The 14,344-nt window shown below is 63.6% G+C and carries 18 protein-coding genes and 1 pseudogene; 7 read left to right on the top strand and 12 right to left on the bottom strand.

Going from position 1 to position 14,344, the window contains the following annotated elements:
* Positions 1 to 78: 78 nt before the first annotated feature.
* Positions 79 to 747, top strand: coding sequence for a peroxiredoxin-like family protein (locus AC07XB_RS19945; protein ID WP_492372133.1), 669 nt, complete (start codon positions 79 to 81; stop codon positions 745 to 747).
* Positions 748 to 898: 151 nt separating this feature from the next.
* Here the strand turns inward: AC07XB_RS19945 and AC07XB_RS19940 are convergent, their stop codons facing one another.
* The 4 genes and pseudogenes from AC07XB_RS19940 to AC07XB_RS19925 all read right to left on the bottom strand — a co-directional run bounded on the left by AC07XB_RS19940 (position 899) and on the right by AC07XB_RS19925 (position 3,018).
* Positions 899 to 1,615 (bottom strand): hypothetical protein, encoded by a 717-nt coding sequence (locus AC07XB_RS19940; protein WP_492372132.1) that lies wholly within the window; start codon positions 1,613 to 1,615, stop codon positions 899 to 901.
* 205 nt (positions 1,616 to 1,820) lie between these two features.
* Positions 1,821 to 2,156, bottom strand: a pseudogene (locus tag AC07XB_RS19935) (transposase domain-containing protein); the annotation flags it as partial.
* A 24-nt stretch (positions 2,157 to 2,180) separates the two neighbouring features.
* Entirely contained in the window at positions 2,181 to 2,705 is a 525-nt protein-coding gene (locus AC07XB_RS19930; RefSeq protein ID WP_492829521.1) for a P-loop nucleotide/nucleoside kinase family protein, read from the bottom strand.
* Between the two features lie 124 nt (positions 2,706 to 2,829).
* Positions 2,830 to 3,018 (bottom strand): hypothetical protein, encoded by a 189-nt coding sequence (locus tag AC07XB_RS19925; protein ID WP_492372130.1) that lies wholly within the window; start codon positions 3,016 to 3,018, stop codon positions 2,830 to 2,832.
* Between the two features lie 353 nt (positions 3,019 to 3,371).
* Here AC07XB_RS19925 and AC07XB_RS19920 point away from each other — a divergent pair, with 353 nt between their 5' ends.
* Both AC07XB_RS19920 and AC07XB_RS19915 read left to right on the top strand, forming a co-directional pair.
* Positions 3,372 to 3,755 carry a DUF2946 family protein gene (locus AC07XB_RS19920; RefSeq protein ID WP_492372129.1) on the top strand — a complete coding sequence of 128 codons (384 nt, stop codon included), beginning with the start codon at positions 3,372 to 3,374 and terminating at the stop codon, positions 3,753 to 3,755.
* A gap of 89 nt (positions 3,756 to 3,844) precedes the next feature.
* Entirely contained in the window at positions 3,845 to 4,798 is a 954-nt protein-coding gene (locus AC07XB_RS19915; protein WP_492372128.1) for a TonB-dependent receptor, read from the top strand.
* A gap of 50 nt (positions 4,799 to 4,848) precedes the next feature.
* Here the strand turns inward: AC07XB_RS19915 and AC07XB_RS19910 are convergent, their stop codons facing one another.
* The 4 genes from AC07XB_RS19910 to AC07XB_RS19895 form a co-directional block, all read right to left on the bottom strand.
* Entirely contained in the window at positions 4,849 to 5,457 is a 609-nt protein-coding gene (locus AC07XB_RS19910) for a TlpA family protein disulfide reductase (RefSeq protein ID WP_492372127.1), read from the bottom strand.
* Positions 5,458 to 5,496: 39 nt separating this feature from the next.
* The gene (locus AC07XB_RS19905) at positions 5,497 to 6,333 is read right to left on the bottom strand and encodes a GntR family transcriptional regulator (RefSeq protein ID WP_493688093.1); all 837 of its coding nucleotides are present in this window, start codon (positions 6,331 to 6,333) and stop codon (positions 5,497 to 5,499) included.
* A gap of 243 nt (positions 6,334 to 6,576) precedes the next feature.
* Positions 6,577 to 6,879 (bottom strand): hypothetical protein, encoded by a 303-nt coding sequence (locus AC07XB_RS19900; protein ID WP_492829518.1) that lies wholly within the window; start codon positions 6,877 to 6,879, stop codon positions 6,577 to 6,579.
* A 313-nt stretch (positions 6,880 to 7,192) separates the two neighbouring features.
* On the bottom strand, positions 7,193 to 7,435 hold the full coding sequence (locus AC07XB_RS19895) for a hypothetical protein (RefSeq protein ID WP_150990685.1): 243 nt from the start codon (positions 7,433 to 7,435) through the stop codon (positions 7,193 to 7,195).
* A gap of 288 nt (positions 7,436 to 7,723) precedes the next feature.
* On the opposite strand from AC07XB_RS19895, the gene AC07XB_RS19890 reads away from it, so the two are divergent.
* Together AC07XB_RS19890 and AC07XB_RS19885 are read left to right on the top strand one after the other, a co-directional pair.
* The gene (locus AC07XB_RS19890) at positions 7,724 to 8,368 is read left to right on the top strand and encodes a LysE family translocator (protein ID WP_492829516.1); all 645 of its coding nucleotides are present in this window, start codon (positions 7,724 to 7,726) and stop codon (positions 8,366 to 8,368) included.
* 60 nt (positions 8,369 to 8,428) lie between these two features.
* Entirely contained in the window at positions 8,429 to 9,232 is an 804-nt protein-coding gene (locus AC07XB_RS19885; RefSeq protein ID WP_492829514.1) for a BPL-N domain-containing protein, read from the top strand.
* 25 nt (positions 9,233 to 9,257) lie between these two features.
* On the opposite strand, the gene AC07XB_RS19880 is transcribed toward AC07XB_RS19885, so the two are convergent.
* The 4 genes from AC07XB_RS19880 to AC07XB_RS19865 all read right to left on the bottom strand — a co-directional run bounded on the left by AC07XB_RS19880 (position 9,258) and on the right by AC07XB_RS19865 (position 12,889).
* Positions 9,258 to 10,172, bottom strand: coding sequence for a glutaminase (locus tag AC07XB_RS19880; protein ID WP_492829512.1), 915 nt, complete (start codon positions 10,170 to 10,172; stop codon positions 9,258 to 9,260).
* A gap of 84 nt (positions 10,173 to 10,256) precedes the next feature.
* Complete coding sequence (locus AC07XB_RS19875; RefSeq protein ID WP_150990695.1) at positions 10,257 to 11,414, bottom strand: MFS transporter; 1,158 nt, start codon at positions 11,412 to 11,414, stop codon at positions 10,257 to 10,259.
* A 310-nt stretch (positions 11,415 to 11,724) separates the two neighbouring features.
* Positions 11,725 to 12,417 carry an LrgB family protein gene (locus AC07XB_RS19870; RefSeq protein WP_492807060.1) on the bottom strand — a complete coding sequence of 231 codons (693 nt, stop codon included), beginning with the start codon at positions 12,415 to 12,417 and terminating at the stop codon, positions 11,725 to 11,727.
* A complete protein-coding gene (locus AC07XB_RS19865; protein WP_492829510.1) occupies positions 12,410 to 12,889 on the bottom strand; it encodes a CidA/LrgA family protein in 480 nt (159 codons plus the stop codon). The genes AC07XB_RS19870 and AC07XB_RS19865 overlap by 8 nt, the downstream gene beginning before the upstream one ends.
* A gap of 167 nt (positions 12,890 to 13,056) precedes the next feature.
* Here AC07XB_RS19865 and AC07XB_RS19860 point away from each other — a divergent pair, with 167 nt between their 5' ends.
* A complete protein-coding gene (locus AC07XB_RS19860) occupies positions 13,057 to 13,953 on the top strand; it encodes a LysR family transcriptional regulator (RefSeq protein ID WP_492829508.1) in 897 nt (298 codons plus the stop codon).
* Between the two features lie 73 nt (positions 13,954 to 14,026).
* Entirely contained in the window at positions 14,027 to 14,341 is a 315-nt protein-coding gene (locus AC07XB_RS19855) for a GrpB family protein (RefSeq protein ID WP_492829506.1), read from the top strand.
* Positions 14,342 to 14,344 lie beyond the last annotated feature (3 nt).

Here is a 14,344-nt window from a genome sequence, read left to right as displayed (position 1 = left end):
CAGATCGGTTTTGCGAAAGCGCAGAGCCACTGCCGGTGTACATGCCTTTATTCAGTTATTCCCTAAATGGAAATCGCTATGTCTTTGAAAGAAAAGCTCGACACCTTCAGAGCAGACGTCGAATCTGGTACGAGAATCCCGAGTTCCGTGGTGGAGAAACTTCACAGGTCAACCGAGGAACTCGTCGTCTCAGGCCAAGCGGAGCGAGCGAAAAAGGCAGGCGACAGAGCGCCAACGTTTGCGCTCGAGAATACCGACGGTCAAACGATCAATCTTGCAGATCTTCTGGCCAATGGGCCGGTGGTTTTGACCTTCTATCGCGGGGTCTGGTGTCCCTACTGCAATATGGAACTTCAGGCGCTGGAAGAGGCCCGCAGCGACGTCGCGGCTCGGGGCGCACAGCTGGTCGCCATTTCAATGCAGACCGCAGCGAACAGCCGCAAGTCGATCAGAGACAATAAGCTCGGTTTCCCGATTCTGATCGACCCACGCGGTACAGTAGCCGACGCGTATGGCCTGCGCTTCGCGTTGCCAGACTATCTGATCGACATCTACAAGACCGCCTTCAAAAACGATCTGGCTGTCATCAACGACGATCCTTCATGGACCCTGCCGATGCCGGCCCGCTATGTCATCGAGCAGAACGGCATGATCGTCTATGCCGAGGTGAACCCCGACTACACCCGTCGACCGGAACCGGCCGAACTGTTGCCCGTTCTCGACCGGCTCGGCACGCCAATCGTATAGGAAGCACAATTGGCGACACCGTGCGATGGCAAAGTCAACACCAAAGGGACACGCGCGGCGTTAATTCGTGTGTCTGGCTGGCCGGCGATGCGGCGCTCGACGACGACATGGGAGGGCTCGGCAACAAAGCCGCCGAAGCGGACGCTCGAGATCAATCTGAAGCTCCACATCGACTGACCGCATTCCTGAAGTCGTCGCGCACGGGGAGCGTTGTGCTCCTCAAGCGGGCGCATCGTGCGCACCAAGGATGTGCGCAAACAGTTGCCGCTGCTGGATGACTTGGTGGAAGGGCTGCGCCGACAGTGGGTGGCGAACGGCACGTCGCGCTGGAACCGTTTCTGGCGCTGGGTTGCCGTGGTCTGAAGCGGGCCGTCTGGCGGCCGGAGATGCCGAAGGCGTACACCCAGGACAGGAGCATCGCCAGATAGAGCAATGTCAGCGCCCGGGTCAAGTAGACCGGCCAGTAGCGGACGATGCCAATCTTGCGCACCAGCATAGCGACGATGTCCCCGCTGTTCAATGCCGGCAGTGGCAGCAGGTTAAAGGCTGCCGCCTTGACTGCCACCAGCCCCAGCAGACCAAGGAACGACGACCGCGCGAAGGCGCCGCCGGCGGCCCGCAGGTACTGCTGCGCATCGCCCTCGGGCGACAGCGGTCCGCCAGCGATCTGGCTGAAACCGTCGAGGAACTGGGGCAGGATTTCGCTGCCCAGACCGACCAAACCGAGCGTGAGCAGCGCGCCGATGCCGGCCAGCGGAATGGCGATCTGACGCCAGGCAGGTTGGGCGTCGAGCGCATCGTGGGTTTCCCAGTCCTCGAGCAACTCGGTCGTGGAACCCTTGAATTGGACGAATCCGCCCATGGGCACCAGCCGTATCTGGGCACGCCCCCACGGGCGACGACGGGCCCGAAACCGAACGCCAGGGCCCGGACCCGCAAGCCCAGCGCGAGGTGAGCGGCCCGATCATCGCCATTGCGCTAACGCCGATCGCCGTGCCCCAGCACGTTCGATGTGAGCGTCCCGCCGGCCCACCTTGTCATTGGACGGACGTTTGTGCGTGTAGCGGACGCGCTCAGCGCGCGGGACGCCGGTGGTGAGGAAGCAGCTCGTCGATGCGGCTGTTCAGGTGTGTAGGCAGGCGGGTCAACATATCGTTGAGGTAGGCCCACGGATCATGTCCATGAACTTTGGCTGATTGCACCAGGCTCATCACAACCGCGGCACGCTGGCCGGCCATTTCGCTGCCGGCGAACAACCATGCGCGCCTACCCATCGCCCAAGGACGGATCAGGTTCCCCAAGCTGTTGTTGTCCACGCTCCCCTCGCCATCGAGCAGGTTGCGCGTCAGCGTCGCCCAGTTTTTGAGGCTGTGATCCAGCGCTTTGGCCGTCACGCTGCCATCGGGCACGCGACAACGCAATTGTCTCGAACACTAGAGCAATCGACTCGCCGCAGGTGACATCGAAAGGCGGTGAGTGATAATTTCAACGGCCTGTTCAACTGAAACGTTAGCTGTGTCGACTATAAGATGGTCTGATTCCCATGCGTCATATTGACGTTCAAGCACGTTCTTCCATGTCGGCAGCTTGTGGCCTAGGATATCTGCCTGGCGCCCCTCGACCCTCAGACGGTGCGCCGTTGTATCAGAACAAATCAGCTCAATCTCGAAGATGCGCACACCTGCTTCGAGCGCCACGCTTCTCCAGGAGCTACGCGTCACATGCAACGAATTGACCGAGTCCGCGACGACGGTCATCCCAAGGCACAGATTATCTTTTGCAACGGCATATCCGGCCAGATAGCCCGCAGGGCCGATATCGGCCCCGTCGCTCCCGGCCACAATAAGTGCCTGTTCCAACGTATCAATACGCAGATAAACCGCGGCGAGCTTGCGTGCAAGTGTTTTCGCTACCGTTGTCTTTCCGGTGCCCGGTAGTCCTCCGAAGGCAATCAGCATTTGCGACGCTCCCTGTATTCGAATTTTGGCTGATTGTCGCGGATTCCTGTCGCGACCTCCAGTGGCTGGTGTTGGCTCGGACGCTCGCGCGAAACTGCTATCGTCTCTGACCGACCCGTTGCGATCATTCGAACGTTCGTAGGACAGAACAGCTAGCAATCGGGCTGTATTCCGGGGCGGGCTGGTCAATGATTTCGGATAGATCATATTGCTCAATCCAGCGTTGCATATCGCGTGCCGAAACCTTGTCGAACACGGCCAGATTCGGCTGGCCGTGACGCATTAAGGTGATTTCCCTGTTCACTGTATTCATGTCCTTGCTGTTCAGTGAGTGCAGAGGATACACGCTGCGGGTACTTTGTCTGAAGGCTTGATGCCAAGCTCCTTAATGACAAGTCACCGGAAACAAAAAGAGACATCGACTTGATGGCGCCGCATCATGCACCACCGCTTTCGTGGTGTAACGCACAAAGAGCAGGGAAATCCCGGCGTAGGCTCACTATGACAAGGGAAGGGACAGTGAATGCCCGATGCTACACATGGCAGCCACGATGTCAGTGGGTGCGGCTTTGTGTCCCACCCGGGATCACGCAAAACGAGGACTGAACGCGTCGGCTTTGGCGGCCACCCACCACGATAATCAGCGACCCATTTTCTCTGCACGATATGTCGTTCGCACATCGGCTCATCTTGTGGCTTGCGCTGCTTGGCATGGCGTTGCACGCGCCATGGCCGATGATGGCCCACGCACAATCGGCCGAGGGGGTGATAGATCACACAATCTGCAGCGCAGGCGGAAACCGCGTCGTCTCCAGCGATGATCAAGTGGCGCCCGATGAGGACGCTCCCGGGGACCACCAGAGCCTCGACGATCGCCTCTGCTGTCTGCTCTGCGCGGACATCGGCGGCACGGATGCGATAACGCACGCCCCACTTGTGTTTCTGCCTCACCTCAGCCAGCTTGGTTTCGTGCGGGCAGTGCCGCAGCGCAATGCGTATCGGCCTCCGGGCATCCTTCGCGCGACAGCTCGAGCGCCACCCTTGGCATAGGCACCATCGCCTGACCACCCGCGCGCGCCAAAAGCCCGCGCTCTTGCCACGGGCGGACCACCGGTTCGCCCCCGTATGCCCAGAACGCCATGAATCCGATCCTTCGCGCCGGCACCACAGGTGCCGCCCTGCTATTCCCCACCTTTGCGTTCGCGTGCGCAAGCTGCGGTTGCACGCTGAGTTCCGACTGGGACAGCCAAGGCTACTATGCCGATGCAGGCCTGCGACTCGACCTACGCTACGACTACCTGAACCAATCGCAGTTACGATCCGGCACGCACGCGGTCGACCGCGGCAGCCTCGCTGTCCCGAACGACCGCGAAGTCGAGCAAGGCACAATCAACCGCTACACTACGCTCGGCGTCGATTACAGCTTCAACGCCGATTGGGGCGTCAATGTCCAGGTGCCCTATGTCAGCCGGACCCATACCACGATCTCGCCAGGAGACACGGACGTATCCGGCTCGTCCGGCAACGGCCTGGGCGATGTGCGCGTGGTGGGCCGATACCAGGGACTCCTGGAGAGCAAGAACTTCGGCCTGCAATTCGGCGTCAAGCTTCCAACAGGAGGTTTTCACCAGAACTTCAATTCGGGGCCTTCCGCCGGCTCGCCGCTTGACCGTGGCCTGCAGTTTGGCACCGGCACTACCGACCTGATGGCGGGCGCCTATTACTATGGAGCGATAAGCCAGGATTTCGACGGCTTCGCCCAAGCGATGCTGCAGGTGCCGCTAGATTATCGGGAACAATACAAGCCGGGCATGTCCCTGTCAGTCAACGCCGGGGTGCGGTATTTGCATTTTGAAGCTGTTACGCCGCAGTTGCAGATCAACACCAGAATTGCCAAGCGAGACCTTGGCGACAATGCCGACACCGAAAATAGTGGCGGTACCCTGGTTTATCTGAGCCCGGGCGCCACGGTGAACATCAGCAAGCACGTCAAGCTCTACGCCTTTGTCCAGGTGCCAATCTACCAGCGGGTCAACGGGCTGCAACTGGCCCCTCGCTGGACGGGTACGATCGGCACCCGCTACGTCTTCTGACCGAGTTGAACCGGCTGGGGGGCGCAGCTTCCGGCCGGCGTCGCGGTAGCCTAACGCTTGAGCAGCGGCACGACTTGCTTCTCGAGCAATTCCAGGTCGACAGTGGGCTCGGCATGCCAGCCATCCCTGCGCAGGATGCCGTTCTGGTCGATCACGAATGTCACCGGAATTCGCCACAGGCGGCCGAAGCCCTTCACGTCGGCATCGCCAACGAAAGCCAGCGCAAACGTGTAGGACTTCATTACCGCCTGCGCCTCGGCCTGGTCGCTGGGCTTGTCAATGCTGACGGCAATCACGTCCACGCCTTGCGCGTGATGTTCTCGATAGAACGCTTCAAGCGCTGGCATTTCTTTGCGGCATGGCGCGCACCAGGTCGCCCAGAAGTTGATGATCGTAACTCGGCCCGCCGCGGCGCTCGGCGTGACATGGCGACCATCGGTGAGCTTGATGTCGAAAGCCGGGACCGCCTCGCCGACCTCCAGTCCGCCGGCCATGGCCGAAACCGACCATAGCGCACAAGTCAGAACCGCCAGCATGCGCATATTGAGGACACTCCAATGCCATTCGGTAGTCCACATTTTACGGCCGGCATGCCGGCCGTAGAACCGGCCCTCACCGGGCCAAGCGCCTAAGCGCTTCCGAAGGGTCAGGTTGACCATTGACGATTGTCTTGGCCAGCCGTGTGAAAACAAGGTGTGTTAACTCGACCTCAGCGTGAACGCCAGGAGCAGCACATTCACGATGAGCAAGCCGTACAGGATCGCCATGCCTGCGGAGATGGCCCGACGCCGTTCATGTTTAGGCGAGGCGCGCCGATCTCGCTTGCGTTTCCAAAGCCAGGCCACGCCAATGCTGAAGGCGGCAAAGCCCATCAGCAAGCCTGACAACAAGCCTGGCGATAAGCCTGGCGACACCATGGCGCGAGAGGCTGGCTCGGGCGGGACTTGCCCGGTTTCGATCGAGGCGGGCGGCGCCTGAACGTCGGCGACCGCCGGCGATGTCGGCTCGCTCGATTGCGCGCTCTCTGGCACGGCAGCCAACTGAGTCGGCGTCGCCGGGTCTTGCGCGGGAGGTGCCGGCTCCTGCTTTGGCGGGACAGAGGCTGCAACGGCGGTGCTCGGCACAACGGTCGTGCTTGGTACAACGGGCTTGCTCGGCGCAACGGCGGGCCGTGCCGGCTTCATGCGGGCAACGTCCCGCCACCGCCACCATTCATGGAACAGGCTATCAAGACAGCGCACGGACCCGCAGGCATCGCGCTTGCTGCGCCAGGCGCGGACGTCGGCATCGTTGGTGACGCCGCTGTGCAGCAGCCTCTGCTGTTCGGCATAGATGCGCTCGTAGCGCGTCGAAAGCTCCGCGTTATCGCAGACCAGGTGCTTGTTGCGCGAGCGCCCGTCGGTCGCCAGGCCACATCGCATCCCGTTGCCGTTGGGATCTTCACAGCGGACCGATCCCGCGCCGAACGCTGACTTACAGTCGATGTCGGAGGCCTGCGCCCCATGCAAGACAGACAGGCCAAGGACAACGAGCACGGCCAGGTGTCCTATGACCCTGTTCATCACGGCTCCTCATCGACGCGGCCACATCGGCCTTGAGATTCAACATAGTCGATGGCTGCATGGGGCCGCAAGCGCGCGATTGGCAGCGCGATCGGCAGCGCGTGTTGTAGTGCACTTTGTTTGGCGCCGCCAAGCTGCGATGCGCGCGAAGTACCGTATCGATGTCATGCGCCGCGCGCCCATCTTCCCCCCTGTGGCTAGACGGCCGGCCAGCCATCATCCATCGCCGCCCTCCCCCTCACCCTCACCCTCATCGTCCTGGGCGGCCAACTCGCTCAGCACCAGCGTTTCATGCGCGAGCACGGCCGCCAGCGAAAGCAGATGGCTCTGCGTCTCTTCGGTGATGTTGCACAAGGAGCCGCCAGCAGCGTTCTCGACAGCCACCGAAAGCAGCGCGTTGAGTTGCGCGGTTTTCTCGGCGGCGAGGCTTAGCGGGCTTTCAGAAGGGGCGTGGGCCGTGAGGAAGGTGTCACGCCCGGCGCGCTGGGCGGTGATGTTGTAGTGCGGGTACCTATGCATCGGGCGCCCTCCGTTGGCAGGCGCGCGGGCGCTGGCTGAGGATGGCTGGCTTGGAAGATACGATTTGCCCGGGACGAGCAAGCGAAGACTGGGGCATGGGTATGCCTCCTTTTTCACGCGGATTGATGGCGGATTGGTCACCTTTTTCCGCGGGCCGCTAAACCCGGTCGCTGTGGTTGCAACGACCTGCGCAGTATAACGGCACAAAGTACGCTCCAAACCACCCGCCACAAAAAGTCACACTGCTACACCATCAGCCGGCAAAAAGCACCAAATCGACGTTTACCAGCCCTTTCCGGGCATCAACCGCACCCTAGGCCAGCCGTTTCGCCAGCTCCGCACCGTGGGCAAAACCAGCCGTCTCCGCCGCGTCCGCCGTGGGGAACAGGTCCGTTACCTTGGACGATTCCAGCAACGTCCCCGCGGCCCGGATGTTCGTGCCCGGGCGGCAGACCCGCACCGTGTACTCCCAGACCGTGGGCGTTCTCGGCCGCACCTGCACTTGTACTTCATGGGTCTCGAAAACCCGCTTCTTCCACGCGTATTCTTTAATCATGGCCGTCTCCGCTTTTTATTGGAGAACCGCAACCTCGCCGGGCGAACGCTAGTCGTTCAAGCGCGCATCGCAAGCGCCATAGCGGTTGCGGGCTACCGTTGCGTTCTAACCATCATCGTATCAAAACACGCAATGTCTGCTCATCTCGTGCAATCCCGGCTTGCATTTTTGCCAATTGCGCAACACATGGCGCGGCAACGCCGGGCATGCCAGGCACTGGACAATCTGCCGGCGGGCAATCATCCTATGTCTCCCGCCCGCCCACGTGTGCGCCAGCCAGATTGCACCATGACGCTCCCTACCCTGCTGCTCTTCATCTTTGCCTCGGCCGTGACCATTGCCACTCCCGGCCCGACCGTGCTGCTGGCCCTGAACAACGGCTCCAGGCATGGTGTACGCAAGGCGTGCTGGGGCATGGCCGGGGCGCTCGCGGCCGACATCATCCTGGTCGTCACCGTGGCCGCAGGGCTTGGCGCCGTCATCGCCGCGTCCGAGGTTGCCTTCGAGGCGATCAAGTGGTTTGGCGCCGCTTACCTGGCGTATGTGGGGTGGAAGATGCTGCGCTCAGGCAAGGAGCCGCAGACAGCGCAGACGGTGCGGGAGACCGTACCGGATACGGCTGCGGCGCGGGGCCGCGTCCTGTTCTCACGCAGTTTCCTGGTGGCGCTGACCAATCCCAAGGCGCTGCTGTTTATCTCGGCCTTCCTGCCCCAGTTCATCGAGACGAGCGCGGCGCTGCTGCCGCAGTACGCCATCCTGACGCTGGCCCAATGCCTGCTGAACCTGGCCGTCATGCTGGTGTACGCGGCGCTGGGCGCACGCATTGTGCACGCCTTTCGTGGTGACGGCATGCGCTGGCTGAACCGGCTGTCGGGCGGCACGCTGATTGCGCTGGCTGGCGGGCTGGCGTTTTACCGCCGCGCGCAAACCTGAGGCGCGCAGCACCGCTGCCACACTATCGCGCCCAATCGGGCAAAAAAGGGCCAAACCATCATGCCGAAGCCCCAGATCCTGACCTATATCGACGCCGGCACCTCCGACGGGACCTCGCGCCTGATGCGGATGATCGGGCAGCAGTTGCTTCCCGGCGCGTACGAGATCCGGGCGGTCATGGCCGACGACATCCGGCAGGACGAAACGCTCTTTGATGATGCCGTGATGTTTGTCATGCCGGGCGGTGCGGACCTGCCCTATTGCGCAGCCCTGAACGGCGCACCCAACGCACGTATCCGGCGCTTTGTCGAAGAAGGCGGCGCCTACCTCGGCATCTGCGCGGGCGCGTACTACGCCTGCAGGGAACTTGCCTTCCATGCCGGCACCGAAGGTGCCATCTGCGGCCCGCGCGAACTGAGTTTCGTGGATGCCGTCGCGGTTGGCTGCTTGCCCGAACTCACCCGGGGCGTCGCGTATGACGCAACACCGCGAAGCACCGCGGCAGCAGAAATACGCACCACCCATAGCCTGACCCATGCCCCGATCACGCTGTATGCGCACTACCACGGCGGCTGCCGCTTCGACTTCGGCGATGCAACAAACCACGCGGCGCAGATCCTGGCCGTGTACACGGGCCTGGAAGGCACCCCGCCCGCCATCGTCAGCGCCCCCGTGGGCAAGGGCTGCGCCATCCTCACAGGCATCCACCTGGAGATCTCGGACCGCGAGTGCAAGGACGCCCTGCGCGGACACAGCGACATGACGGCGCACCTGCACGTTTGCCGCAAGCTGGCGCAAACGGGAGATGCCCGGCTGACGGTGTTTCGCCACTTGCTGGCGCATGCCGGGTTGATGCTGGGTTGACTGGCGTCTCAACTCAGAAAACTATTCAGAAAATCGAATACCCGCTCAACGTCGTCAGCCACTCCAGCGCCTGCACCCCGGCCAGCGAATTGCCGCTGTGGTCCAGCCCCGGTGACCAGACGCACACGGACCACCTGCCGGGCAGCACTGCCACAATGCCGCCGCCCACGCCGCTCTTGGCCGGCAAACCCACCCGATAGACAAAATCCCCCGCAGCGTCATAAGTGCCGCAGGTCAGCATCAGCGCCGACAGGCGCTTGGTGGGGCTGGCGTCCAGCACGCGCTCGCCGCTCCACGGCACCACCCCGCCATGCGCCAGGAACAGCGCCGCGCGCGCCAGGTCCTCGCAGCTCATGGTGATGGCGCATTGGCGGCAATAGGCGTCGATGACCTTGTCCACCGGCATCTCAAGGCGGCCAAAGTCCTTCATGAAATACGCCATGGCGCGATTGCGGTCCGCATGCTCGCGCTCGGACTGCGCCACGCGCGGGTCGTAGTCGATCGCCGGGTTGCCGCTGAGCCGGCGCAGGAACTGCACCATCGCGGTCTCCGCCTGGACAAAACGGCTGCACAGCACGTCGGTCACCACCAGCGCGCCAGCATTGATAAACGGATTGCGCGGCTTGCCTTGCTCGTACTCCAGTTGCACAAGCGAGTTGAAGGCGTTGCCGGAAGGCTCGCGCCCGACCCGCTGCCACAGGTCCTCGCCCAGCAACTGGAACGCCAGCGTGCAGGCAAACAGCTTGGAGATGCTCTGGATGGAGAACGGCACCGCGGCGTCGCCCACGCAATGGCTGCGGCCATCGGCAAACACCAGCGCCATGCCGAAATGCGTGGCGGGTACTTTGCCGAGCTCGGGGATGTAGTCCGCTACGCGGCCCTGAGTGAGCAAGGGCGCGATGTCGCGGTGGATGCGTTGGAGGATGTGTGCGTAGTCCATGCCGGGCCCGAAGAAACGTTGCTGGCAACATCCTACAGCCCGACGGGCCCCGCCGGCACTCCGCGAGCCTTGGCGGGGCTAGTACTAAGCCGCCACCGGGCCACCCCGGTCCAGCGACGCCGACACCCCCACCGCCAGCAGCGCCAGCGCGGCCACCGCCGCACCCAGCCACGGCAGCTGGGTCAGCGGCAGGCCGGCGCTGATCATCAGCCCGCCCAGCCACGCGCCGGTGGCGTTGCCCAGGTTGAACGCGCCCTGGTTCAGCGTGGAGGCCAGGTTGGGCGCGCCCTTGGCCTTGTCCAGCACGCGCACCTGCGTGGCGGGCACCACGGCAAAGCTGACCATGCCCCACACAAACAGCGTGAAGAGCGTCGGCACCGGAAAATGGCTGGTCCACGAGAACACCAGCTGCACCACCGCCACCGCGGCCAGCAGGCTGGCCAGCGCGGGCATCAGCTTCCAGTCGGCCAGCTTGCCGCCGGCCAGGCCGCCCACGGTGATGCCAGCCCCGAACAACAGCAGCACCATGCTCTCCTGCTGCGCGGTGAAGCCCGTCACGTCACGCAGGATGTAGGCGATGTAGGTGAACACGGTGAACATGCTGACCGATGCCAGCGTGCTGATCAGCAGCGCCAGCTGCACCTGCGCCGCGCCGATGGAGCGGAACTCGCGCAGGATGCTGCCGGCCTGCATCGGGATGGCCTTGGGCAACCAGGCCACCAACGCAGCCGCAGCGGCCACGCCGATCACGGTGACGGCCCAGAACGTGGAGCGCCAGCCCAACGCATGCCCAAATGCAGTGCCAAACGGCACGCCCAGCACGTTGGCTACCGTCAACCCGGTAAACATCAATGCCACCGCCTGCGCGCGCTTCTCACGCGGGACCAGCTCCGCGGCCACCACCGCGCCAATGCCGAAGAACGCCGCGTGGCAGAACGCCGTGACCACGCGCGCGGCCATCAGCAATGCATAGTTGGGCGCCAGCGCGCACAGCGCGTTGCCGAGGATGAACAAGCCCATCAGCCCCACCAGCGCGGTCTTGCGCGGCCACTTGTTGGTCAGGATGGCCAGGATGGGCGCGCCCACGGCCACGCCGATGGCATAGCCCGAGACCAGCATGCCGGCAGCCGGCGCGGAAACGCCAAGGTCGGCGGCAACGTCGGGCAACAGCCCCATGATGACGAATTCGGTGGTGCCAATGCCAAAGGCCGCGGCAGCCAGCGCGAGAAGCGGTAATCGCATGATGTTGTTATTGAAAAACGAGAGAGAGAGATCGGTGAAGCTTGCGCGTGCGGTGCGCACAATCGGCGCAGAGGGACGGCGCGCGCGCCGTGGCGGGAAGAACGGCAAGCCACGTGCGGATGAGCGGCGCATGTCCGCGCGCCGGCACGATCGCGCAAGTGCCGCATTTTGCGCCAATTTCGCGCGGCGCGTTGGCGGGTGCGCAAAAGACCCTGCGCCCGGAGCGGTCGCAAGGCCATGGGCTACGCAGTACTACTCAGCGTCTGCGCCCAAGTGCGCGCAGTCATTGCGCAGTACTACGCAAGCCCGCTCAAAAGAACACGCTGCGGATCAGCGGCGCGGCCAGCACGCTGGCCAGCCCAGCGATCATCATCACCAGCGATGCCACCACACCCTGCACTTCACCCAGCTGCCTCGCCTTGGCCGTGCCGGCACCATGCGCTGCTGCGCCGAAGATTGCGCCTTGCGCCAGGCGGCTGCGCACCGAGGGCAGGCAGGCCAGCACGGTCTCGCCAATCGCCATGCCCGTCAGCCCGGTCATGACCACAAAGATCGCGGCAAGATCCGGCGGCCCGCCGAGCGCGCGCACCGCATCCACGGCAAACGGCGTGGTCACCGAGCGCACCGCCAACCCCTTTTGCAGCATCACCGGCAAGCCAAAACCGCGCGCCAGCCAGACCGAGCTGAGCACCGACGTCACCACCGCTGCCAGCACGCCAACCGAAATCGATAGCCAATGCTGGCGCACCAGCGCACGGTGATCGTAGATCGGCAATGCGAAGGCGATGGTGGCCGGGCCAAGCAGCCACATCAGCCAGCGCGTGTCGGCGATGTAGTCGCGATACGGCACATGCGCGGCCAGCACCAGCGCGATCAGCACCACCGGCGTAGCCAGCAGCGGCATCAGCCACAGCCGCGCACGGCGCGCATAGAGGCGCTTGTTGATGTAATAGAAGGCAACGGTTGCCACCAGGCTCAGCGCCGCCAGCACGGAGTCATGCATGGTGCTGCTGCCGGTTGTGCGTGGCACGGCGCGCGCGGCGCGCCAGCCTGAGTTCGAGACGGACCACCTGCTCCACCACCAGCGCCGTCACCACCATCACCGCGAGCGTGCTCAAGGCAATCACCGCGCAGATCCGCCAGCCCTGATGCCGGACCAGTTCGGGGTACTGCACCACGGCCAGCACCGCCGGGATGAAGAACAGCAACATCTCGCCCAGCAGCCAGTTTGCCCCGCGACGCACCCAGCCACCGCGCACCGCCCCGCTGAACAGCAGCGCGGCCAAGGCCAGGAGCCCAAGCAAACCAGCCGGCAATGGCAACCCCAGCCGCCCGCGCAACCAGTCCGCCAGCAGCCATAGGGCCGACAGCGCCACCACCTGGCCCAGCGCGATGGCGCCAGTGCGCAGGCGGGCACCGGGCGGCTGCGGCAAGGTCGCGGAGGTGGAGGTAGAAGTGGATGAAGTGACAGTCACAGCGCGTGGCATCGGAACATTCAAGCTATGGCGCCACGCAAGACGTGGCAGTGACGCTAGTGTACGAAGCGCACTTCGATATATAAAATGAATATAAATTATTGATTCGATGCCATATTGGAATGGCAAGCCGTGATCATCCACGCACGCCACATCCGAGGAGCCCCATGGATATCCGCGCCCTGCGCTATTTCGTGGAAGTCGTCCGCCAGAACGGCTTCACCCGCGCCGCCGAAACCCTGCATGTGACCCAGCCGACCATCAGCAAGATGGTCAAGAGCCTGGAAGACGAACTCGGCGGCCCGCTGCTGCTGCGCGAAGGCCGCACGGTACAGCTCACCGACGCCGGCGAGGTCGTTTTCGCCCGCAGCCAGGCCGTGCTGGCCGAAGTGGCGCGCCTGCGCCAGGAAGTCGCCGAGGTAGACGGCATGGCGCGCGGCGAGCTCAAGGTAGGCATCCCGCCCATGGCCGGCCGCTACCTCGCCCCGGTGATCGGCGCCTATCGCCGCCAGTACCCCGGCGTCAAGCTGCGGCTCAGCGAGCAAGGCGGCCGCGCGCTGGAAGAAGGCGTCGTCACGGGCCAGCTCGACCTCGGCGTCACGGTGCTGCCCGCCGCCGTAGCCGGCCTGGCCAGCCTCACCGTGACCCGCCAGGCACTGGTCGCCGTATTTCCCGCCGAGCGCGCACCACGCCGTGCCGGCGCGGTCCGGCTAACCGACCTCGCCACCCTGCCCTTCGTCATGTACGAGGACGACTTCGTGCTGTATCGCGTCATCCTGGACGCCTGCGAAGCCGCCGGCTTTACACCGCAGATTGCCGGGCAGAGCCGGCATTGGGACTTTATCGGCGAACTGGTCGCGGCCGATGTGGGCGTCGCCATCCTGCCTGCGCCAATTGCCGGGCAGCTAGACCCCGAGCGGGTAGCGATCCGGCCCCTGGTTGCACCTGAGCTGGTGTGGGAACTGGGGCTGGTCTGGCGGGAGGGGTATTTGTCGCGAGCGGCACGCGCCTGGCTGGTTTGTTGTGAGGAGGCGTTTGGGGCGGGGCGAAAGGATGCGATATGAGCGGTTGCGTTGGGACTAGCAGCTCTTGGCCGATGGCGCACAAAGGAAACAAGGGGAAACAAGAGGAAACACAATGAAGCTCACCAGCAAAATCTCCCACTATGACAGCAGATGGCCGGCTCTTTTCGCCGCTGAGAAAGCACGCATCGCGAAGGGCCTTGGCACGGAACTTGTCGGTATTTATCACGTCGGAAGCACCGCTGTTCCAGGACTCGCGGCCAAGCCAGAGATCGACCTCTTGATTGAGGTCTCAGAACATCGCAACGAGCCAGCCCGAGACAGTGCCCGAATTTCTAACAGCTTCCTTCCCGCCACGAGAACTTCGACGGCCGACTTGTCGATCGACAAGTCCAGACAAGATAGTTTCGGATTCACGTGGCTCTGTTGAGCG

Source organism: Cupriavidus sp. GW821-FHT02F09 (genome assembly GCF_059421605.1).
Note: the sequence above shows the minus strand (reverse complement) of the source record. Positions and strands in the feature narration are given on the sequence as shown.